The sequence below is a fragment of the Microbacterium sp. SL62 genome (assembly GCF_026672635.1).
Taxonomy (GTDB): Bacteria; Actinomycetota; Actinomycetes; order Actinomycetales; family Microbacteriaceae; genus Microbacterium; species Microbacterium testaceum_A.
In genome coordinates, this window is the sequence record NZ_JAPPRM010000002.1 from 1 (window position 1) to 19,395 (window position 19,395).

Below are 19,395 nucleotides of genomic sequence, written 5' to 3' on the forward strand. Positions count from 1 at the left end.
TATTGCCCGAATGGACCACCTGAAGACGCTGGTGGACCGGGCGTCCGCCTACGCGGTGACAGGCGAATGGGACAAGAAGTGGGCGGGGGAGGCAGCCAAACTGAGGGAAGAGATGGACGAGGCGGCGGAGAGGGTTCACAACCCCTGACGCTCTCCGCCGCCGCCGCCTGTCAGAGCGAGACGGTGGCGACCAGGACGCTGCGCTGGACCATCAGGAGCCGGCCAAGCCAGTTCTGACCTTCGCCGTTGTGCTCGTCGCAGTGGCAGACGCCCCAGAAGGTGTCGCACCAGTGGTTGCCTTCTATGAGCTCGGCGTCGCCGGTGCCGAGTAGCCGGTCGCGGAGGTCGGGGTCCTGGTACTTCGACGCCTGCAGGTTGGCCATCACACCGAGCTTGCGCGCCTCCCAGTCGGGTCGGAGGGTGACCTTCTTGCCGAGACGCTTCGCCTGGCCGGCGGTCGACGCCGCGAGGATCACCGAACGGTCGTGCTCGTCGGTCGTCTTGCAGGCCTGGAACACGTGCTCCACCGTGCTCGCGGTGAGCCAGGCGTAGTGCACGCCGGCGGGCACGGTCCAGAAGTTCGACAGGAAGCGGTACTCGTCGCGGAACCTGTCGATCGGCGCGTTCGTGCGGGCGGGCGAGGGGAGGGATGCGAAGGGGTGCGTGCTCATGGGTCTCCTCGAGGGATCAGGGGTGTCGTCGGTCAGTAGGTGTTCGGCGGATGCCGCCGGTGGGGCCGGGACTCAGGAGCGCTCAGCCCACCGCTTCAGTACGTCGCCGTGGCACGCCTGGGGTGCGCAGAAGCATCCGAGCCTCTTGCCGCGGAGCTCTACCAGCTGCGCGTGCAGCTGGGTCTGGGTGGCGAACCACGCCTCGTACTTCCTGATCACCTCAGCGCGGTCTCCGTCGCGCCCGATGACGAATCGGTTTCCCTATTTCGAGCCTCGCCCGATGTACACGTCGAACGACTCTCGGTGCTTGTTCACGACGCGGATCGGCGCGGGCGCGGCCAGGGTGGAATCGCTCATCGCATGGGCCTCTTTCATCGGTACGGATTGTCCGAACAACCCCGAGGCGGCATCGCCGCCTACCCCGCTGCATGGCCTGCGCGTGACCACGGGTGGGCCGGATGCCGGTCACTTGGAGGGCACAGAACGCCCAACGGTGCTCTTCCGACAGCGTCGTGACCGGCGCGTGACCAGCAAGTGGTCACGGCGCGGACAGAAATCGGTCCGATGTCACCCAAAACGGACCCGCGCCCATTTATACTGATATTCGAGCAGAAAACGCGTTTCCACTCGGAATACGCTTAAAACGAGAAAGGAGAGCGCGTGGCAACGAAAGAGGAAAGTTCGGAGCGACTGCGAGTCTCCATCCCCAAGGTCGATCAGTCATCCCTGGATTGGTGGCGCACTCAGCATGACGTGAGCCTGTCCGTCCGGATGCTGATCCGCGCCGAGATCGAGCGCAACGGCTACGTCGACACGGCCTTCCAGCCGGTCGTTCAGCAGCCCCGGCGCGGACGTCGCCCGAGCGATCCGATCGAGGAGAGCGATGAGGACGCACCCACCATCACCTCCCTGGCGCCGCCGGCGCCGGCGCCCGTGATACCAGCCACCCCGCCCGTACTGACACCGGTTCCGGCAATCAGCGACACGGCGCCGGGATTCACGATCGACAACATCATGAATGGCTGACTCGCCCGACGATGACGGTCCGCTGAACGCGGATGCCGTCTGCGTGATGTTCAGCGAGGAACCGTTCGACTTCGCCTGGTGCGAAACACACGACGAGACGTTTCCGCTCGGCAGCATCTGCCGCTTCCACCACAAGGCCCCCAAGACACAAGACACCCCGATTCCCAGCCAGACAGAGATCTGACGGTCAGGAGACACACCATGAGCAAGATCACCATCACCGGCGGCGTCGACGTCGGCAACGGCTACGTCAAGGCCGCCCTGCGCGGCGACGGACTCGACAAGTTCGACATCCCCTCCGGTGTCGCCCTGATCACCAGCGCCTCGGACCTTCCGACGCCGGACTCCGCCGCCCTGGAAACGACCTCGGGCGAGTTCTTCAACGAGCTCGACCTGCAGTTCAACTCGCCGCTGGTGCACGCCACGCATCGTCACCTGTTCGGCAAGCGGGCACTGCGCGCGCAGACGCCGCGGTTCGAGGAGTTCGACGTCGTGTCGGGCATCAGCAAGGCGGAGCAGTCGCTGACGAAGGTTCTCGTCATGGGCTTGTTCGCGGGCAAGGCCCTGCGTGACTACGTCAAGAAGAACGGTGCGCTTCCCCAGGGCCAGCTCGACGTCGAAGCTCGTGTCGCCCTGGCTCTGCCGATCGATGAGTACCGCGAGCACCGCGTCGTCTTCGCCGAGAGCTTCAAGGGCGGCACGCACCTGGTCACCGTCAACAACTTCGAGACGCCCGTGTCCGTGCGCATCGAGTTCGTCGACGTGCAGGTCGCTGCTGAGGGTGCATCCGCGCAGTTCGCGATCCGTCAGCTGGGCGTGGATCTGGCCAACTCGATGGTCGAGGACGTGCGCGCCCACGGGCAGGCGCTCGAGGGCGTCACCGGAAAGGACATCCACGACGCGCGCTCCACGGTCGGCATCGACATCGGAGAGGGGACGGTGAACTTCCCCGTCTACACGGACGGCAAGTTCAACGGCGACGCCTCGCGCACCTTCAACAAGGGCTTCGGCACGGTGCTGAACAACGCGCTCACCCCCCTGTCCCGCGCGAAGCTGGCCTTCAACTCGCGCAAGTCGCTGGCCGACTACCTGCTGTCCACCCCGAGCGCTCTCAAGCGCGCCGAGCACGCGAAGGTCACCGCCATCGTCTCGGAGCAGTCCGAGTTGTTCAGTGAGCAGGTCGTGGAGGAGTTCCGCAAGATCATGGCCGAGGTCGGTCGTGACACCGAGGTCGTCTACGTCTTCGGCGGCGGCAGCGGCTCCGTCCGCGAGATGCTGCACCCGCGTCTGCTCGAGGTCGTCCCGGAGGGCACCCCGGTGCTTTTCCTGGATACGCGCTACTCGCGTCACCTCAACCGCGAAGGCCTGCTGATCGCCGCCGACATGGTCTCTGAGCAGGCGGCCGCTGCGGCGCCGGCTCGCGGGAAGAAGGCTGCGGCCGTCGCAGCCTGATCGCCCTGCGCGGCCGCCACCGGGTTCGATCCGGCGGCGGCCGCGCTCGCGTACGACAGCCAGAGAAGGACGACGTGACCACCACCCCCTCCACCACGGCACCGTTTCGTAGCGCTCGATTCGTGCAGGGCGACCGCGTGCGGCATCCGCGCGGCTGGTACGGCGCGGTCATCGAAGATCCTGGTGGCGATGCCGTGCTCGTGCGCTTCGACGACGGAACCCCCTTCGCGTGGATCCCCAGAGACACCCTGCGCCTCGTCGACGAGCTCGACGAAGAGATCGACGACCTCACCGAGCGTCTCAAGAACCTCCAGCTGGATGCCCGACTGACGCCCGAAGACATCGCGACGGTGCGGCGCACGGTCGAGGCGCTCTCCCTCGCCCTCACCGAACGGGGACTCCGCGTTCGTGTCGCCGCCGAGATCGACCGCTTGGCTGAGCGCGTCATTCGCGAACCCATCGACCCGCAGATCACGAAACAGCCGCGCGTCCGACAGTGGTTCGCCGACGGCGCCCGGTGGGCGCTGCAGCAGATGCGCGACACCGCTCACCAGCGGCGCGACGCCACCGACCCACTCACACCCCCATCTGAATCGAAGGTCGCATGAGCACCACCCCCACCTGGTCGCCGGGCTCAGGAACCGGATCGTTCACCCCTCCGCGCACCACCCCGGCCGAGCCGGTGAGCACGAAGAGAGAACGTGGGATGAAGCGGCCATCCCCTCGCATGCGCGACAGGGTCGTCATGGCGGTGTTGGCTGTCGTCGTCGTCGCGCTCGTCGTCGCTGCAGGTGGTCTCGTCTGGAAGGCACTGACCCCTGTCGATGCGTCGGCCCCGGTCCCTGAGGTCGAGTTCGAGATGCCGCAGGGTAAGCCGACAGGCCCCACGGGGGAGCAGCCGGTCGCGATGGATGGCGGAGGCCAGATGACGGTCGCGGATATGGCGCCGAACACTCTATTCATCCCGGCGCTCGGCGTTTATATGCCTCTTGAGAACGACGCGACCTTCGTTGACAGCCGCTACTCGAACTTCGAGACGCTGAAGGTTCCAGTCAACGCGCGGAAGGCGGTCCATTACGCGGCAGGCGCCCCGCTCGTCGGCGGCGACGCGGGTACGACTCTCATCGCCGGCCACGTGAGCACCGCGAGCGGATGGGGCGCGCTGCGCTACCTCTACACGCTGAAGGGTGGCGAGCTCATCTACACGGCGGACGCCACCGGCTCCAAACAGGAGTGGCAGCTGACCAGAATGCGAGTCGAGCAGCACACCGATTTCCCCCAGGAGTATTGGTCAGCCGAAGGCGACCGTCAGCTCGTCATAACGACGTGTGGTGGTCAGATGACGAGCGGTCGTCACTTCTTAAAGAACATCTTCGCCATCGCAACACCCGTCAATCCTGCGCCTGCGCCGACTGACGCATCGAATGCGGAAGCCGGATCGGCATAGCAATCAGGTACCACGTGGCGCCGATTCCGCGTAAATGCAAAAAGAATGGCCGCGACCCGAGAGGGAAGCGGCCATTCTCGTGCGAGGGCTTAGTGGGCGGCGCGGTACGCGTCTACTATCGGCTGGGGGACTCGACCGCGGTCGGAGACCGTGTGGCCGTTCTCTTTCGCCCAGGAACGGATCTCAGCGATGTCGGAGTTCCGCACCTGCGGGGATCGCGTGCGGGCGGACGTTGCGCTCGAGGTCGACGCACTCACGCGGCGCCCGGCGGAGATGTAGGGCTCAAAGGCGGCTCGAAGCTCGGCGGCGTGCTCCGTGGTGAGGTCGATCTCATAAGCCGTTCCAGAGATCGAGAAGTTCAGAGTCTCGCCCTCACCCTCGGCGATTTCGGTTCCGTCGATATCGTCGACGAGGTGGTGCACAATTCGCTTTGCCATATATCGATGTTAGCGCGAGATAAGGCACATTCTGCAATTTGAGCGAACGCCCAAGGGGATTCAGTCTGCTGAAAAAGACAAACCCCGTAGCCGACGTGGCTACGGGGTTCTTCCTTGCGAGAGAGGGGGACGCGGGAGCTTTGCACTCCATTTCCAGCACCGAGCTGGCGTTCTTCTCCGTCGTGCACCAAGACAGGTAGTGCGAGACGACGGGCCGACGGTCCACTCAGGGGGCTGGGGGCCCGCACCCGAGGACGTGTCGGTTGAACTACTGCGTCAGCATTTCACCCGTTCGGGGCTCTGCCACGAACGCGGAACCGCTGGCGGTTCCCCCTCGCATCGGCTACCTGTAAAGGTGGAGATCGTCGTCGGCGAAGTCGTCAGCGAGCCCGAGCTCGTCGAGGTTGTCGTCGCGGAGCTCGGGGAATCTCTCGTACACGTGGCGAACGACGGCGTCCCGGGAAGCGGTGGGTGCGAAGTGTCGGGAGACGACGTCGCGCGCCCCGGGATACTCGCCGTAGGGGTCCGGGTACTTCGCCGCGAACTGGCGGGCATTGGCGATGCCCTGGTACTTCATGAGGTCGAGAAGATCCGGGGCATCTTGCTCGCGACCGGAGAACTCGGCTCCGTCGACGGCGACGATCTTCGAGCGCGTGAGGGTCTCGATCGTCGCGATCTCCACGGCGATGTTGCGCAGGCCCATCGGCTGAGGCAGCCACTCCGCGCCGATCATGTTCTCGACCTGCTCGGGGTCGTTGTCCATGACGTTGTAGTTGTTGAGCCAATCCTCGGCGAGGCCGGCGCGGCTCGCGACCGTCTGGATGGCGCGCATGACCGCCGCGCTGTAGTCCTTCGTCACGGTGTCAATGTCGACCGTGTACGCACGGTCCCCGGTGCGAACGCCGTGCTTCATGAGGGCGTAGCCGCCGATCGCGCGGATCTGCAGGGGGGTGTCCAGCTTCAGTTGCTCGAGCTCGTGGTCGAGCAGGCGCAGTGCCTCATCCAGCTCCGTGACGGATTTGCGGTCGCTGGTGGCACTCATGGATCTGCTTTCGTGGAGGGATGCGACGGATCAGAGGTAGATGCCGACGCGGGTGAGGTAGTCGTTCTGCAGGCTCGGACGAGCGTCCAGGAACAACGGCTTCGGAAGGGCGGGGACGTCCTCGAGGCCGGCGAGGTTCGGGAAGCGCTCGAGGGCGGCGTCGAAGCGACGCATGTCGATGAGCAGGTGCTTCATCAGGTAGCGAGTCTCGTGGGAGAGTCGCTCGAGATCGATGCTGGCGAGCTCGTCGTCGCGGCTGCCAGTGCGCCGGGCTTGATGCGCTGCCGCGCGCGCGGCGCGAACACGGTCAGCCTCGGAGAGGGACGTGTCATCGCGGAGCGCCTGCGCGAGGGTCTCCGTCGGGCCGACCGATTGGAACAGACGGTTGAGGTAGCGGAACAGCGCGTAGAAGTCCTCGGGACCGAAGCCGTCCTGGCTCTCGTAGTAGATCTTCTCCGGAGACTGCACTATTCCTCGTTTCTGTTCGTTTCCGAGTATATTAGAACGACGGCGCGATCGGTGGGGTCCATCGCGACCGGCCGAGACCCCGGGAATCTCCCGGGGTCTCGAGTTCTGCAGAAGCCGCCCCGCAGATCAGTTGATCTTGACGACCGGCTCGTCGAAGATCCTCCCATCGAGGCCCAGCGCGTTCCAGACGTCTCCGAGCTTCACCTTGGCGGCGTTCGCGCGCGAGTACGCCAGGGCGGGACGTGCGTGGTGCTGATCGTCGAGACGAGCGAGGTGGATCCGCAGCCATGCTTCATGCAGGGTCTTCGCGATGATCGCATCGACGTCGGCGAGGTGGCTGGAGGTCGTATCCGGCAGGGTCTGCGCGACCGAACGGGTGGGCTCGACCCCCTCACGCCACACGCGTGCACGCGCCCGGGCGTTCAGCTGAGCGCGGTCATCGACCGGCAGCGGCGAGAGTGGTGAAGACATGTCGATGGGTCCTTCCGGTCCGATCACAGCCTGGTTGCAGAACTGGAACGGCTTGTGGCGTTTCGCGTGGCGACACATGCTGGCGCCGTCGGCGTAGGCCACGTTCTGCAGCGGGTGCGGGATGGACTTCTGGGCAGCGAGCCGGCGCGCGTCGGCGTCGCGGGCTCGTTTGTCGGCGTCGTAGAGATCGGACAGCTTCATGGGCACCTCCGTGCTCGTGGTGTGTGGCGGGGAAGTCAGGCGGCGCGCAGGAGTCCGGTTGCATCCAGCAGGGCAGCAACCTGTGCAACGACAGGGTCGGAGAAGTGCTGACGAAGGGTGTCAAGCACGTGGTCGATCCCCCCGTCGTCTCGGGGTGTGGGCTCCGCGCCTTCGCCGGAGGGCTGGGCACTGCGAAGCCCGATGCGGTTCACGCGGTCGATCAATCCGTGGTCGCCGACTTCTTCGTGAATCAGCAGACGCAGAGAGACGGAGGGATCGTTCTGTCGCGACCACCAGTCGTGGACCACGGCGTCATCGCTCGGTACGTTCACGCGCTTACGGAGAGTGTCTGCGCGCGCTGGTTCAGAGACGCTGACGGTGATGGTGGTGCTCGATGCTGTGGTCACGAGTGTGTCCCTTCTGAGGGGGTGGGCGTCAGGCGGGGACGACGTCTCCGACCGCGGCGATTGCGGGGGCCATGTCGGACTCGAGGACGAGATGACGAGCGACAGCCGAAGCGGTCTCATCGCGCTCGGGGGTGGTCGCGGTGGCGACGACAGGTCGGATGTACGCGGACTTCGGCCCGAGCTGGTCGAGGGTCACGGCGTCGAACCAGAAGCCGTCGACGCGGAACTCGCGACGGGTCTCGGGGCGCAGGACACCGTCGACGACGCGGAAGCTCTTCCGATCGCGCACGTCGGAGATGACGCCTTCACCGATGAGTTCGGGGATGCTCTCCTGGCGGGCCCATGTGGAGACAGGGGAGGTCATGTCGCCGTCGATGGGGCGGGACCAGGACGGGTGATCGAGGTTGCGGTGGATGGTGACGGCGTCTCCGACGACGAGCAGGTGGTCGCGGGTGTCGGGGGTCTCTGCAGACACGGGGTCTCCTTCTCATCGAGGGCGGGGGTTCTGCGCAGGCTCGCGCGAGGTGCGGGTGCCGCCGGCGGCCCACGTGATGGGTCGGGGCCGCCGGCGGCGGGGTGTCACACCGGGAGCAGGGTGTCGTGCTGGATGCCGCTGCGATCGAGTTCCTCAAGGAACGCGGTGTACGGCTCGACGACGGCGCGCATGCTCGCGAGCTGAGAGTCCCGCTCGGCGATCAGACCCCGCAGGCGGGAGATCTCGACGTCCTTGGGATCGAGTCCGGGCACGACCCACCCCACGGGGGCAGTCGGCGCCGCGGGGGCGGGGGTTGCGGACGCGGGCGCCGACGTGGCGAAGGCGCCAGCCGTCCTCTGCGCGACGGACGTTCCGAAGCGCTCGCGCGTGACCCGGTCGATCATCCCGTGGCGTCTGATCTCGTCTCGAACGAGCAGGCGCACCGACGCTGACTGGTCGGTCTGGCTGTCGAACCAGTCCTGAGTGACCTGATCGTCGGCGGGGATGTGGACGTGTCGACGGATCGGCGGGCGAGAGTCGTGGGTGATCGTGATCTTGATCTCGGTAGACCGGGTCACGGGACCTCCTTCGTGGTCGGTGGTGCTGGATGGCGGGTGTGGGCGGTCTTCAGGAACTGGTCCAGCCGCAGTCCTCGCTGTTGAGGCAGCGGGTGTTGTTCTGGCGGCTCCCGACGACGTAGGCGGTCGGGTTGACCGTGCAGCGGGGGCAGGGCTCTCCACTGAGCTCGAGCGCGGTTCGGCCTTCAGCGACGCGGTGTCCCGGCAGCCAGCCGGTGACACGGACGCGCTGGGAGTAGATCGAGGTGAGGGCGTGGGTGACGATGGTGATCGCGTCGACGAGGGTGATGTCCTCGTCTTCGAAGCGCTGCTCGATCGCCTCTTCGATGCCCTCACCGATCTGTTCGATCGAGCGGGGCGCGACGCCGCCGCCGGTGGGCGTGACGTCGAACATCGCGAGGGTCCAGACGACGGTGTCCTGCACGCAGTGCTTCACCTGCTCACGCACGATCTGGACGCTGAGGAAGGCGGCGAGGACGGAAGTGGGGACGTCGTGCCACATCCCTCGGCTGAGGAGGGGGCGGACGGCGGAGGTGGTCGCTGCGGTGCGATCGAGAGCGATGGTCATCGTGTCTTCTCCTGATGGTCGAGAGTGTTGCGGAACGGGTGTCGGGGGTGCGACGGCGCGGATCAGGGCGCTCAGAGGCCCTGGGTCTGCCAGTCGTAGAGCTCGGGATCGCCGGCGGGGAGGTCGGGGACCAGCGAGAGGTGCCGGCTCTGCTTCGGCTCGACGGGGGCCTGCTCGGTCTCGGTGGAGGACGCGTTCTCCGCGTTCCATCGCCGACGCTGCTCGATGAGGATGACGAGGTAGATCACGGTTCCCACCAGGGCCATGACGGCGAGGATGGTGTTCCAGCTCTGGGTGGTGTCCATGTGCAGCATCTCGGCCTCCTGGGGCGTCTGGCGTCGACAGGGAGGTGTTCTCTGTCATGGGTGTGTCCGACACGGCTGTGCCGTGTTGTTGGCCTCGAAGGAGCTCTCGCCGAGCCCGGGAGGGAAAAGAGAAACCCCACCCGGGCAGGGGTGGGGTTCTCGCGATGTTCTGTTGTGTTCCGCCGATCCGCGGATGCGGACCGCGTGACCGACCGTGTGTGGCTGTGCTCATTCCGAGCGAGTTCCGGGAGCAATCCCTGGCGCCTATCGCGCAGGGTGCTTCCGTCCGGAGTATCAGGTGCTCACGTTGGGGGTCACGGGGTGCTGCGCCCCTGACGACACCCGGCCGGGGGCATCGTCAGGGGCGGTTCTGGGAGCGGGCTGGCTCAGGCCGCCGCGTTGGTGAACGGGCTGGTCTCCGCCGCGAGGCGGCTCGCGGAGATCTCAGCCTGGAGGCGGGCGATCTGCTGCTCGGGGGTCTCCTCCGGAGCGGCGGCGGCGGCCGCGGCGGCGGGCGCGTCGGTGGTCGACTCGACGGCCTTGCGCGCGGCACGCTCCTCGGTGACCTTCTTGCTCTCGAGGAACTGCGGGTAGCCGTCGGCCTCGATGGTGGCGGGCGGGTACACCGTCTCGCCGTCCTTCATGTAGGGCTTGGCGACGATGCGCGCGGCGATGGCGACGAGGTCACCCTTGCCGACACGGTCCCACGAGCCGCGACCGTCGACCGACTTCGGGATGAACGCACGGACGGGGACGAAGTTCGTCTGGACCTTGTTGTCCGAACCCGAGCGGAAGTTGTCGTCGACGGCGAGGGTGATCAGCAGGACCTTGCTGCCATCGGCGTTGGGGAACTCCTTGATGTCCGAGGCGATGCGGCCGACGAGCGAGAGGGTGTTGAGGGGGTTTGCCACGATGATCTCCTTGATCGAGGTGTGGTCACGAGCCTGCGCCGTGACCGGAGTCTGTTTTCGGTGAAGAGGACCTGTTCCTCCGTCACCACTTCCCCCGAAGGCAGCTGTGCTGCCCTGGGGTTCGTGCTGTTCGCAGCGAGGCTGCGGAAGTCTGTTCAGTTGTTTGACGTAGAGAGGTCAGCGACTGCTTCACACCGTGCTGCGGGTCCGCTGGCACTCTGGCGGCTTGGTCGCCGACCTGACTCTCCGTCATGTCTTCCCCCGTGGACTGCTCTGCTGTCCTAGGGATGTTCTTTCGCCGCGGCATGTCGCGGTTGTGCAGTTGCCCTGCAGCGCAGGGAGGGCCGAGGCTGGTTGCCGGTCGAATGGCTGATGGTGGGGGCACCATCTGGTGTCCCCGGCCCTACCCGTACTGATGGGCGGAAGGTCGGTCTGCCTGTCGGATCTCGCCATCCCAGGTCTGGCCTGGGTGACAGCAGGTCGGCAGATGCCCCCTTCACTCGCGGAGGGCGGTTCGCTCTCGCGGGGCTCCCCGGTCGTCGCTGTGCGAAGACCTGGTCTTTCCTTTCAGCCCTCTCGGGCGAAGCCCGGTCCCTCGGTCATCTCACGCGCGCGACGGCGGCGCGCAGGCGGAAGAGACCGATCTGCACCTCCTCGCCGGTGAGGACGACGAGACCGTCTTCGTGAAGCTGCTCCGGGACACCGCGGTGCTCGGTCCACCCGCGGAGCAGCACGTGGTCGGCGTCGAGCGCCGCCGTCTCGAGGGGCGCTTCGCCGGCGGCCACCGAGAGGAGGATCGGGTCCAGCTCTTCGGGGTCGAAGAGCACGAGGCTCCGGGCGGAGGGGGAGTGCTCGAGTCGGCCGGCGATGACCTTCTTGGTCGACAGGGTCAGCTCGACGTCGGCGGAGACGAGGCGGAGGGGGGTGGTGTTCGACATCGGCGGGATGCTTTCTGCTCAGGCCGCGTGTGCGGCGTGCATGGTGATCGCTCGCGCGCTGACGACGCGGCTGGTGGTGAGGATGGCGCCGTCGGCGCGACGCCACATGAGGCGGGAACCGGTCTCGTACCCGGTCGTGCCCATCTCGATGGGAGTCCAGGTGCCACCGTTCTTGCGCGCGTGCCCGGGGCGACTTCCTTCCTCGGGCCAGGCGTCGCTCGCCCAGGCGACGTCCCAGACGGATCCGGACTCTGTGATGACCTGGTCGAGGACGGCCCCCATCTCGGTCACCAGGAGGACGCGCGCCTCGACCGCGACGGTGTCGAAGCCGAGAGGGACGGAGCGGAGGATCTCGACGATCCCCGCTCGCTCCAGCGACTCGGCCAGTCCGGAGCGGACTCCGCCGTCATGGATCAGAACGGTGTCGCCTGTGTTCCGGACACCACAGGAGGCGAACGAGATCGTCAGGACCTCTTCCTCGCCGTCAGCGTGAACCAGGACGATCGAACGGTCCGGGCCGTACTGGATGTCGCCGGTGTAGGTCGATTCGTTGAACGTCACGGCGACGTTCCACGCAGTGGTGATCGGCATGGAGTGGCCCTTCTGTTCTGTGTGGGGTGGGTCGCGATCAGGCGAGAGCGAGCTCGTTGAGGTCTGCTCGAACGCTCACGCCGTCGCCCCAGTCGACGAATACGCCGCGATCGTCGTGTGAGAGATGGGAGTGCCCGACGATCGACCCCAGTGACCCGGGGACGGCGTTGTGATGTCGGTGCAGGTAGCTGTCGAAAGTCACCAGCTTCACAGCGGCCCCCACGGCCGGGGCGCGCTCGAGCGTGGCGATCTCCGGGCACTGCTCCGCGTCGGCCAGGAGCTGCAGGAGCACCGCGCGCTGGTGTCGAGGAAGTGCCATCCGCGCGCGGAACGATCGAAGACTCGAGCGCGTGGCGCGGAGCACCTCGGGGCTGAGACGCGCGCTCACGAACGCGTCCGGGGAGCTACAGCGGGGAAGAGCGACTCGACCGGCGGGGCGGGGCGGACGACCACGAAACCCTGCGGTTCCCAGAGGTCGCGTTCGCGCTCCTCGAACAGGAATTCAGCCCCGTGGTCGTACGAGAACTCGACGTACGAACCGGTCTGGTCGTACACCCTGACGCGACGGGCGCGCATGAGTCGTTCAAAGACCCCATCGGCCGGCTCCAACCAAACACGCTCGACGTCGCTGATCGTCTCCTCGAGCGTGAATTCGTAGACGGACAGACCGCCGCGCTGGGAGGAGACCCAGTGGTGAGCCATCCACCAGTAGCGGCCGAGCCGACCGAGCAGCGCTTCGTCCGAGGAGAAGCCACCGGTGACCGTCTCGACGTGCACGACCGTGCGACCGCGTTCGTCCTTGACGGGGTCTCGCACGATGACGCCGCCGTAGACCAGTGATGCCTGCAGCCATTCGATGAACGCGGCGAAGGTGCCGGTGAAACCGTACTCCGAGGCGATCTCGGAGCCGTCCTTCGAGGTGGTGTTGTCGATCATGGCCGGCCCTTTCGAGGTCGTGGATTGGGGTGCTGCGCGCTGCGCTTGCGGCTGCCGCATCACGGGTTGCACCCGTGATTTGCCCTCAGGGCAGGCGTGGTGGGGTGAATGTGGCGTCGGGGGTTTTCGACATGGTCGGAAGGGGGAGGAGGGGTCTGGGATGATGAGGGGATGGGCACACTCGATGAGGCCGATGCCCGGTGGGCGTGGCGGCTGGGACTCAGCTACGGCGGTTGGTATCCGGATCTGACGGTCGAGTTGGACGTGATCATGACGGGGTTCGCGGATTTCGCGGAGCAGCCCCTCGGTGAGGTCACCGTGAGCCACGGCCACCGTCGTCTCGGGCTCGCCCCGGGCGCCGATCTGGCCCCTGATGAGATCGCTGCGCTTCAGGAGTACCTGGGCACGGTGGGGCAGATGGCGGCCTACGCCGTGGAGTGGGCGCTCTACTACCGACGCGACGCTGTTGCCTCCGGGGACCCGGATCCGCGCGTCGACAGCTCCGACGCCAGCGCGCTGGACGCCTTCACGATGCAGGTGTCCCGCTACATGGACGAACACCCCGACCAGCTGATGTACACCCAACCTTCCGTGCGTGCGGATGCCGAGAGAAACTCCGGGCCGGTGGCGCCGCCCGCGCCGCCTCTTCTCTGATCGAGCGCTCCCGTCTCAGGTGGAGCGTGGAGTCGCCTGAGGGCTCTGAAGATCACCGTTGACCAGGGCGACCAGGGTCTTCACCGTTGCCTGGAATCGGGTGAACGTCGCGACCTTGTCCGGTCGGTCGTCGGCGCGCGCGACATCCGCGTTGGCGGCCAGGTAGCCGAGCAGCTCGCGCACGTCTTCGTGCGTGACGCGATTGTGGGGTGAGGTCGGGACGCTCATGTGGTGCGGCTTTCTGCTCGTGAGGGAACGGGGGACGCCGCAGCGGCGCTGAGGGACACAGCGGAAGCGTCGTGAATCATGACGCGCTCTACGCTGAGCGCATGGAGAACCATGCATCAAATCCCGCCGGCCGCCTCTTTTCGTACTTCAGCGAGATGAGGACCATGCCATCGAATCAGGGGTTGAACAATTACGCGTCGGCCTACTTTCAGACCAAGGGCATCAGTCCTCGTTACATGAGCTCGATGGCGGGATTGATGCAGCTGCCGGACGAGGTGGAGGCGATGGTGGCACAGATCGAAGCCCCCCCGATGCCCGTAGAGAAACTGTTGAGGCCTCTTCAAAAGGTGCGTGAGTACTTCCACGGCGACCCGCTTGGCACGAACCCAGTCAGCTTTATGACCAACTACGTCGACATGGGTGTGCTGAATGACCTGGAGACAACGAGCCACATCCTGAATTCCTTCGTGGTGAAGAAAAAGGAGATCTCCGAGGAGACTCTCGAACAGATCCGCTCGCTAGCTAGCGAAATCATTGATCTGGCGACCGCTGACGAGAGTCTCGACGCGGATGCCAGAGCTGCCTTCGTCCGGTACGCCCACCGGATCGCGGAAGCGGCCGACCTTTACAAGGTAAGCGGACCTCAGGCCCTCGTAGATGAGCTCGACCGCTTCCACCAGAGCGCTCGTCGAATGAAGACTCAACCTGGCGCGAAGCTGTGGGAGGTGACGAAGCGGCTCACCGCCGTCGTGGTGATCGCTGTCGACCTGTTCAGCGCACCCTCAAATGTGGCCGACGCGATCGAATACTACGGAGATCCGTTCACTCAACACGCGATTACCGAGGCGCCTGGTCCACAGCAGCTCGAAGATGTTGTTGATGCCGAGGTCGTCGAGCCCGATGAGGATGATGTTTGACGGGCAGTCGTCTTGTGGACGCAGCCACCATTGCTCGCTTCAGAACGCCGCTTGACTCGATTACGCTCGTTTAACGTCCGATTGACGTTTTTTCCTCGTATACGCTGATATGCGAACGATGCCGGCACGTGATGCCGCGTCGCGAACCGGCCCCTCGTCACTCTCCGAGGGCTCTTACCGAGGAAAGAAGATAGACATGGCAGGCGAGACCGTCATCACCGTCGTGGGTAACCTCACGGCCGACCCCGAACTCCGGTACACGCAGAATGGGCTACCCGTGGCGAACTTCACGATCGCTTCGACGCCGCGCACGTTCGACCGACAGGCGAACGAATGGAAGGACGGAGAGGCACTCTTCCTGCGCGCCTCCGTCTGGCGCGAGTTCGCAGAGCACGTGGCTGGTTCGCTGACCAAGGGCATGCGTGTGGTCGCCACGGGGCAGCTGAAGCAGCGGAGCTACCAGGACCGCGAAGGCAACAACCGCACCTCGATCGAGCTCGAGATCGACGAGATCGGCCCCTCCCTCCGGTACGCGACCGCTCAGGTCACGCGCGCCGCCGGCCAGGGCGGATCCACGGGAAGCTTCGGTGGTGGAGCGACCCCGAGTGCGCAGGCTGACGTCGACGCCGGTTGGGCCACCGCGACCATCCCCGGTGATACGCCATTCTGACTTGACCACGAGAAGGCCCCGTCCCGCGTCAGCAGGGCGGGGCCTTCTGGCGTCGGAGCTCAGAGCGCGGGGTGGGACGTGAAGCCATGGGGGGAGACGTTGCTGAGACCGACGCTTGCAGCCTGTCGGTCGATGAACCGGTCCAACTCCAGGCTGTCGACGCGCTGGTTGATGCCTCGCAACCGCATCAACATGTAGCCGACGGTGCTACGAGTCGTCTCCTCAGCGACCCCGATGGCGAGAGAGCGCGCATCGTCCACGTCGACGGTCGGGAACCGGGCGGGTTGAGAGGTGATGTCGCGATAGGTTCGCTCGGCTCGAGCCGGGAGCTCTGCGTTGACCATTCCATCCATGCCAGCCCTGATCACTCCTTCGTCTCAGACGCGGCGGCTGCCCGCCTCTTGATGTGGTCGAGGATCTCGACGCACTTCTTGCATCGCTCCGATCGCGTCGGCGCGGTCTTGCGGAAGTCACGCTCGGGGTCGAGGACCGCGTTGAGCCTCGAGCTGTATCCGCATTGCGCGACCCACTCGAACTCCCACCGATACTCCGCGACGAGAGGTCGCCGGCGCGCGCGAAGCACGTGCCACTTCGGAGGCGTATCCCGATGTGCGGGGGCGAAGAAGCCCGACCGCCTCCACCAGACAGGCAGGCCTTCCTCGACCAGCCCGCGGAGCCGGCGGAGTCTCTTCACTCCCGACCAGTAGGCAGACTCGCCGTTGACGTCGACGACGGTGGGCAGGGCCCGCGAGAGCGCTGGGGCGTCCGGCGCCGCGATGTCCGTGGGCGACGGACTCACGCCGCGACCTCGGCATCGGCTGCTGGCGCCGCAGGAATCGCGATGGGGCGGAGAGTCCCTCGTACCAGCGCAGCTTCGGAGATCGCGAGGCGATGTCCACCGACGGGGTAGCTGGGGTGGTTGGAGGCGACCACGATCACGCTCCACCATGCGCGGTAGCGGCGGTAGGGCATCGTCTCGCGCTCGACACTCGAGTCCGGCTGGCGGAGGAAGGGGACCACGACGATGGAGTGTCCGTGGTTGGTCTCGCGCGGGAGTTCGATGACGAGGTCGTCGATCGGCCCCTGGATCTGGACCGGCAGCGTGGAGAGCGTGTGGGTCTCGGATCCGACCGGTGCGGCGGCGAGACGGGCGACCTCGAGCTCCGGCGCTTCGAAGATGTTGACGAAAGACATGGTGGCCTCCAAGGCGTATCCGTTCCCGTACGCCCGGAGAGGAAGACCCCCGCTGCAACGGCAGTGGGGGTCATTTCGTCTTGGCGGCTCTGGGCGAGGAGAGCACTCCTCGCGGTGGTTCCCGGCTGCGACTGGTCGCAGCGTTCTTCAGCACCTGCGTGAGCACCGCCTCACGCGTTCCAGTTCGCTCGCAAGGCGGGCGAACGCACCCGCTTCGCTGCGCGAAAGCAGCATGCCAGGCAGGACCGATGAGGTAGGGCTGGCGGTCGTAAAAATGTCATTTATAACCGTTTACGAGGATAAAACAAGTATCGTTGAAGCGCTGGCCCATGCCATGCGGACCCCACATCCCCAAACGAACGGTGATCATGAACAACACCGACGCTCGACAGCCCGCGCGGCGGCTCGACTTCACCGCGGCATCTCCCCAGCGACTGCAGGAGGTCGCGCCGGCCGCCGCAGCAGTCGCATCGACGCCGGCGCCGCCCGTGGTGCGCACCCCCCAGCGCACGACCACAGTGCAGGCTGAGCGTCGCCCTGCACCGATGACTCAGCGCCCGTCGACGACAGTCCCGTTCACCCCCGTGCCCGCGATGCATGCCGAGCTGAAGCAGCCTCTGAACGAGATCGTCGAGCGACGCGGCGCCCAGGACTTTCAGGAGATGTTCCGCGACCTCGTCCGCCTCGGCGTCTCCGACGTCCACATGAAGAAATCCGCCCTCAACGGCACCTTCACCGTCGAAGGGCGCGTCGACGGCGACCCCGAGCACATTCACCGATACTCCGGCTCCGAGGCGCAGACAATCCACACGCTGATCAAGACCGAATCCAAGCTCAGCACCGGGATGAACCTCGTCCCGCAGGACGGCAACTACGAGCTCCCCATGGATGGCTACCCCTACCGCGCGCGTGTGGTGTCGCTGCCCCTGTTCGACGGCGGCGAGTACATCGTCTTCCGCCTGCCCCAGATCGGGGAGCTTCGGGCCATCGAGCAGCTGGGATTCACCTCCGAGAACCTCGACGCCACGAAGATGCTCCTCGACACCCCCGGCGGCATGACCCTGTTCGCCGGGCCCACCGGCGAGGGCAAGAGCACCACCGCCCTGTCATCGCTGCAGTACCTGCGACAGAAGCAGCCCGGGGTGTTCATCAGCGTCGAGGATCCGGTGGAGCGCGTCATCGACGGAATCGCCCAGATCGAGGTGAAAGAAGAGGTCGAGGGCGCCGGCTTCGGCGACATGATGCGCTACCTCGTCCGCTCCGACCCGAACGTCGTCTTCATCGGAGAGATCCGCGACGCCAGGACGGCGACCTTCGCGGTCGAGATCGCGAAGTCCGGCATCCGCGTGCTGGCCACCATCCACGCGACGAACAACATCAGCGCGATGCTGCGTCTGATGGAGCTCGCGGATGCACCACCCTTGTCCGTGCTCGAGTCGGTGAACGGCGTCGTGTCGCAGCGCCTGGTGAGCCGGCTGGCCTCCGACGGCGAGCACTTCTCGGGTCGGTATCCGATCCACGAGGTCACGAAGAACAGCATCCACCTGACGGATGCGCTGATCCGAAACGTCTCGCGGACCGAGATCACCGAGGTGGCGGCGGCGACGTCGACCACCTTCAAGCAGAACGTCGACCTGCTGGTCGCGAACAAGGTCACCACCCTCGACGAGGCCCGGAAGGTCGTCCCCAATGTCTGAAGCCGGACTCGACATCATCAGCCGAATGCTCGACCAGTTCGGAGCCGACGGCGCCTCCGACATCCATCTCACCTCGGACCGGGGGGCCTACGTCGTCAAGGACAAGACGACGAGGCCGATCACGGGAATCGACAAAGGCGCATGTAGTGCGATGCTCGACGCGCTCGTGGACCACGTCGTTCCGAACGGGCTCGCCGTCATGAGCGAGCGACACCAGGCCGGAGCGTCGTTCGACCAGGGCGGCCAGTACCGCGGCCGCCTCGCGATCCGCGAAGAGCAGGGGGGTCGATCGGGCACCATCCGCATCATCTCGCGGTCGATCCCGACACCCAAGGAGCTCGGTCTGCCGGCGGCCGTCGTGCAGCTGATGACGCGCCCCTCGGGCCTGATCCTCTATGTCGGCCAGACCGGGTCGGGCAAGAGCTCGTCGATCGCCGCGATGACCAACCTCGTGCACCAGCAGATGCAGACCGCGATCTACACGCTCGAGTCCCCGATCGAGTACCTGTACCCGGAGGGCAAGAGCCTCGTTATCCAGCGCGAGGTCGGCACACACGTCAACAGCTTCGCCGAGGGCGTCGAAGACGCGAAGCGCTCACACCCGCGCATCATCGTCGTCGGCGAGATCCTGAACACCGCGACCGCGCGTTCAGCACTCCTGGCTGCGGCATCTGGTCACCTCGTGATCAGCACGATGCACGCCGGCACGGCTGCCGAGGCCGTTGACTCCTTCACGTCGATGTTCACTCCCGAAGAGCAGGGGCTCATCCGCGCTCAGATGGCGCAGTCCCTGGTAGCCATCGTCGCCCAGAAGCTGATCCCGAAGATCGGCGGGGGCCTGGCTCTCGCCCAGGAGATCGCCTTCAACACCTCGGCCCTCGCTGAAGTCATCCGAGGAAGCGGTGACCGCGGCAACGACACCAAGTTCATCCAACAGCTGCTGCTCGGAAGCGGCACGAAGGACGGCATGGTCGCGATGGAGGAATCCCTCGCCCGTCTCGTGCACAGCCAGAACATCACGCTCGTGAGCGCGCGCTCGGAGGCTCGCGACCCGAAGGCTCTGGTCGAGAAGCTCACCCAGCTCGGCATCGCAGCCTGACCCCCACACACT

The 19,395-nt window shown here is 66.0% G+C and carries 29 protein-coding genes and 1 pseudogene; 10 read left to right on the forward strand and 20 right to left on the reverse strand.

What is annotated here, in order from left to right; genetic code table 11:
- Positions 1-170: 170 nt before the first annotated feature.
- A complete protein-coding gene (locus OVA26_RS15925) occupies positions 171-671 on the reverse strand; it encodes an NADAR family protein (protein WP_268104951.1) in 501 nt (166 codons plus the stop codon).
- A gap of 72 nt (positions 672-743) precedes the next feature.
- A pseudogene (locus OVA26_RS17440) lies at positions 744-920 on the reverse strand (DUF4326 domain-containing protein); the annotation flags it as partial.
- A 411-nt stretch (positions 921-1,331) separates the two neighbouring features.
- Between OVA26_RS17440 and OVA26_RS15930 the strand changes: the two are divergent.
- The 5 genes from OVA26_RS15930 to OVA26_RS15950 all read left to right on the forward strand — a co-directional run bounded on the left by OVA26_RS15930 (position 1,332) and on the right by OVA26_RS15950 (position 4,596).
- Positions 1,332-1,697 (forward strand): hypothetical protein, encoded by a 366-nt coding sequence (locus OVA26_RS15930; RefSeq protein ID WP_268104953.1) that lies wholly within the window; start codon positions 1,332-1,334, stop codon positions 1,695-1,697.
- Positions 1,690-1,881 (forward strand): hypothetical protein, encoded by a 192-nt coding sequence (locus OVA26_RS15935; protein WP_268104954.1) that lies wholly within the window; start codon positions 1,690-1,692, stop codon positions 1,879-1,881. Before OVA26_RS15930 ends, OVA26_RS15935 begins: the two co-directional genes overlap by 8 nt.
- Before the next feature lie 17 nt (positions 1,882-1,898).
- A complete protein-coding gene (locus OVA26_RS15940; RefSeq protein WP_268104955.1) occupies positions 1,899-3,149 on the forward strand; it encodes a ParM/StbA family protein in 1,251 nt (416 codons plus the stop codon).
- Between the two features lie 74 nt (positions 3,150-3,223).
- The gene (locus OVA26_RS15945; protein WP_268104956.1) at positions 3,224-3,757 is read left to right on the forward strand and encodes a hypothetical protein; all 534 of its coding nucleotides are present in this window, start codon (positions 3,224-3,226) and stop codon (positions 3,755-3,757) included.
- Complete coding sequence (locus OVA26_RS15950) at positions 3,754-4,596, forward strand: class F sortase (protein WP_268104957.1); 843 nt, start codon at positions 3,754-3,756, stop codon at positions 4,594-4,596. Before OVA26_RS15945 ends, OVA26_RS15950 begins: the two co-directional genes overlap by 4 nt.
- Positions 4,597-4,685: 89 nt before the next feature.
- Here OVA26_RS15950 and OVA26_RS15955 read toward each other — a convergent pair whose 3' ends face one another.
- The 14 genes from OVA26_RS15955 to OVA26_RS16020 form a co-directional block, all read right to left on the reverse strand.
- Positions 4,686-5,033, reverse strand: a complete 348-nt coding sequence (locus OVA26_RS15955; protein WP_268104958.1) for a histone-like nucleoid-structuring protein Lsr2 — start codon at positions 5,031-5,033, stop codon at positions 4,686-4,688.
- A gap of 343 nt (positions 5,034-5,376) precedes the next feature.
- On the reverse strand, positions 5,377-6,075 hold the full coding sequence (locus tag OVA26_RS15960) for a hypothetical protein (protein ID WP_268104959.1): 699 nt from the start codon (positions 6,073-6,075) through the stop codon (positions 5,377-5,379).
- Between the two features lie 30 nt (positions 6,076-6,105).
- A complete protein-coding gene (locus OVA26_RS15965; RefSeq protein ID WP_268104960.1) occupies positions 6,106-6,543 on the reverse strand; it encodes a hypothetical protein in 438 nt (145 codons plus the stop codon).
- Positions 6,544-6,669: 126 nt separating this feature from the next.
- Positions 6,670-7,215 (reverse strand): hypothetical protein, encoded by a 546-nt coding sequence (locus OVA26_RS15970; RefSeq protein WP_268104961.1) that lies wholly within the window; start codon positions 7,213-7,215, stop codon positions 6,670-6,672.
- A gap of 35 nt (positions 7,216-7,250) precedes the next feature.
- The gene (locus OVA26_RS15975) at positions 7,251-7,547 is read right to left on the reverse strand and encodes a hypothetical protein (protein ID WP_268104962.1); all 297 of its coding nucleotides are present in this window, start codon (positions 7,545-7,547) and stop codon (positions 7,251-7,253) included.
- 103 nt (positions 7,548-7,650) lie between these two features.
- A complete protein-coding gene (locus tag OVA26_RS15980) occupies positions 7,651-8,097 on the reverse strand; it encodes a hypothetical protein (RefSeq protein ID WP_268104963.1) in 447 nt (148 codons plus the stop codon).
- A 104-nt stretch (positions 8,098-8,201) separates the two neighbouring features.
- Positions 8,202-8,675 carry a hypothetical protein gene (locus OVA26_RS15985; RefSeq protein WP_268104964.1) on the reverse strand — a complete coding sequence of 158 codons (474 nt, stop codon included), beginning with the start codon at positions 8,673-8,675 and terminating at the stop codon, positions 8,202-8,204.
- A 49-nt stretch (positions 8,676-8,724) separates the two neighbouring features.
- A complete protein-coding gene (locus OVA26_RS15990) occupies positions 8,725-9,243 on the reverse strand; it encodes a hypothetical protein (protein WP_268104965.1) in 519 nt (172 codons plus the stop codon).
- Between the two features lie 71 nt (positions 9,244-9,314).
- Positions 9,315-9,557 carry a hypothetical protein gene (locus tag OVA26_RS15995; protein WP_268104966.1) on the reverse strand — a complete coding sequence of 81 codons (243 nt, stop codon included), beginning with the start codon at positions 9,555-9,557 and terminating at the stop codon, positions 9,315-9,317.
- 377 nt (positions 9,558-9,934) lie between these two features.
- A complete protein-coding gene (locus tag OVA26_RS16000) occupies positions 9,935-10,459 on the reverse strand; it encodes a single-stranded DNA-binding protein (RefSeq protein ID WP_268104968.1) in 525 nt (174 codons plus the stop codon).
- Positions 10,460-11,058: 599 nt separating this feature from the next.
- On the reverse strand, positions 11,059-11,397 hold the full coding sequence (locus OVA26_RS16005) for a hypothetical protein (protein WP_268104969.1): 339 nt from the start codon (positions 11,395-11,397) through the stop codon (positions 11,059-11,061).
- A gap of 18 nt (positions 11,398-11,415) precedes the next feature.
- Positions 11,416-11,988: a hypothetical protein gene (locus OVA26_RS16010; RefSeq protein ID WP_268104971.1), complete on the reverse strand. Its 573-nt coding sequence runs from the start codon at positions 11,986-11,988 to the stop codon at positions 11,416-11,418.
- A 37-nt stretch (positions 11,989-12,025) separates the two neighbouring features.
- On the reverse strand, positions 12,026-12,376 hold the full coding sequence (locus OVA26_RS16015) for a hypothetical protein (RefSeq protein ID WP_268104973.1): 351 nt from the start codon (positions 12,374-12,376) through the stop codon (positions 12,026-12,028).
- The gene (locus tag OVA26_RS16020) at positions 12,373-12,924 is read right to left on the reverse strand and encodes a hypothetical protein (protein WP_268104975.1); all 552 of its coding nucleotides are present in this window, start codon (positions 12,922-12,924) and stop codon (positions 12,373-12,375) included. The genes OVA26_RS16015 and OVA26_RS16020 overlap by 4 nt, the downstream gene beginning before the upstream one ends.
- A gap of 171 nt (positions 12,925-13,095) precedes the next feature.
- Here OVA26_RS16020 and OVA26_RS16025 point away from each other — a divergent pair, with 171 nt between their 5' ends.
- Positions 13,096-13,578, forward strand: coding sequence for a hypothetical protein (locus OVA26_RS16025; protein ID WP_268104976.1), 483 nt, complete (start codon positions 13,096-13,098; stop codon positions 13,576-13,578).
- Between the two features lie 15 nt (positions 13,579-13,593).
- On the opposite strand, the gene OVA26_RS16030 is transcribed toward OVA26_RS16025, so the two are convergent.
- Positions 13,594-13,806 (reverse strand): hypothetical protein, encoded by a 213-nt coding sequence (locus OVA26_RS16030; protein ID WP_268104978.1) that lies wholly within the window; start codon positions 13,804-13,806, stop codon positions 13,594-13,596.
- 101 nt (positions 13,807-13,907) lie between these two features.
- Here OVA26_RS16030 and OVA26_RS16035 point away from each other — a divergent pair, with 101 nt between their 5' ends.
- Together OVA26_RS16035 and OVA26_RS16040 are read left to right on the forward strand one after the other, a co-directional pair.
- The gene (locus tag OVA26_RS16035) at positions 13,908-14,723 is read left to right on the forward strand and encodes a hypothetical protein (RefSeq protein WP_268104980.1); all 816 of its coding nucleotides are present in this window, start codon (positions 13,908-13,910) and stop codon (positions 14,721-14,723) included.
- Positions 14,724-14,919: 196 nt separating this feature from the next.
- Positions 14,920-15,393, forward strand: a complete 474-nt coding sequence (locus OVA26_RS16040) for a single-stranded DNA-binding protein (protein WP_268104982.1) — start codon at positions 14,920-14,922, stop codon at positions 15,391-15,393.
- Positions 15,394-15,452: 59 nt separating this feature from the next.
- On the opposite strand, the gene OVA26_RS16045 is transcribed toward OVA26_RS16040, so the two are convergent.
- Genes OVA26_RS16045 through OVA26_RS16055 form a run of 3 tightly spaced genes read right to left on the reverse strand, consistent with a single transcriptional unit; the run spans position 15,453 to position 16,587 of the window.
- On the reverse strand, positions 15,453-15,746 hold the full coding sequence (locus tag OVA26_RS16045) for a hypothetical protein (protein WP_268104984.1): 294 nt from the start codon (positions 15,744-15,746) through the stop codon (positions 15,453-15,455).
- Positions 15,747-15,757: 11 nt separating this feature from the next.
- Positions 15,758-16,192 carry a hypothetical protein gene (locus tag OVA26_RS16050; protein WP_268104985.1) on the reverse strand — a complete coding sequence of 145 codons (435 nt, stop codon included), beginning with the start codon at positions 16,190-16,192 and terminating at the stop codon, positions 15,758-15,760.
- Positions 16,189-16,587 (reverse strand): hypothetical protein, encoded by a 399-nt coding sequence (locus OVA26_RS16055; RefSeq protein ID WP_268104987.1) that lies wholly within the window; start codon positions 16,585-16,587, stop codon positions 16,189-16,191. Before OVA26_RS16055 ends, OVA26_RS16050 begins: the two co-directional genes overlap by 4 nt.
- A gap of 368 nt (positions 16,588-16,955) precedes the next feature.
- Here OVA26_RS16055 and OVA26_RS16060 point away from each other — a divergent pair, with 368 nt between their 5' ends.
- Both OVA26_RS16060 and OVA26_RS16065 read left to right on the forward strand, forming a co-directional pair.
- Complete coding sequence (locus OVA26_RS16060) at positions 16,956-18,284, forward strand: GspE/PulE family protein (protein WP_268104989.1); 1,329 nt, start codon at positions 16,956-16,958, stop codon at positions 18,282-18,284.
- Complete coding sequence (locus tag OVA26_RS16065) at positions 18,277-19,383, forward strand: type IV pilus twitching motility protein PilT (protein WP_268104990.1); 1,107 nt, start codon at positions 18,277-18,279, stop codon at positions 19,381-19,383. The genes OVA26_RS16060 and OVA26_RS16065 overlap by 8 nt, the downstream gene beginning before the upstream one ends.
- Positions 19,384-19,395 lie beyond the last annotated feature (12 nt).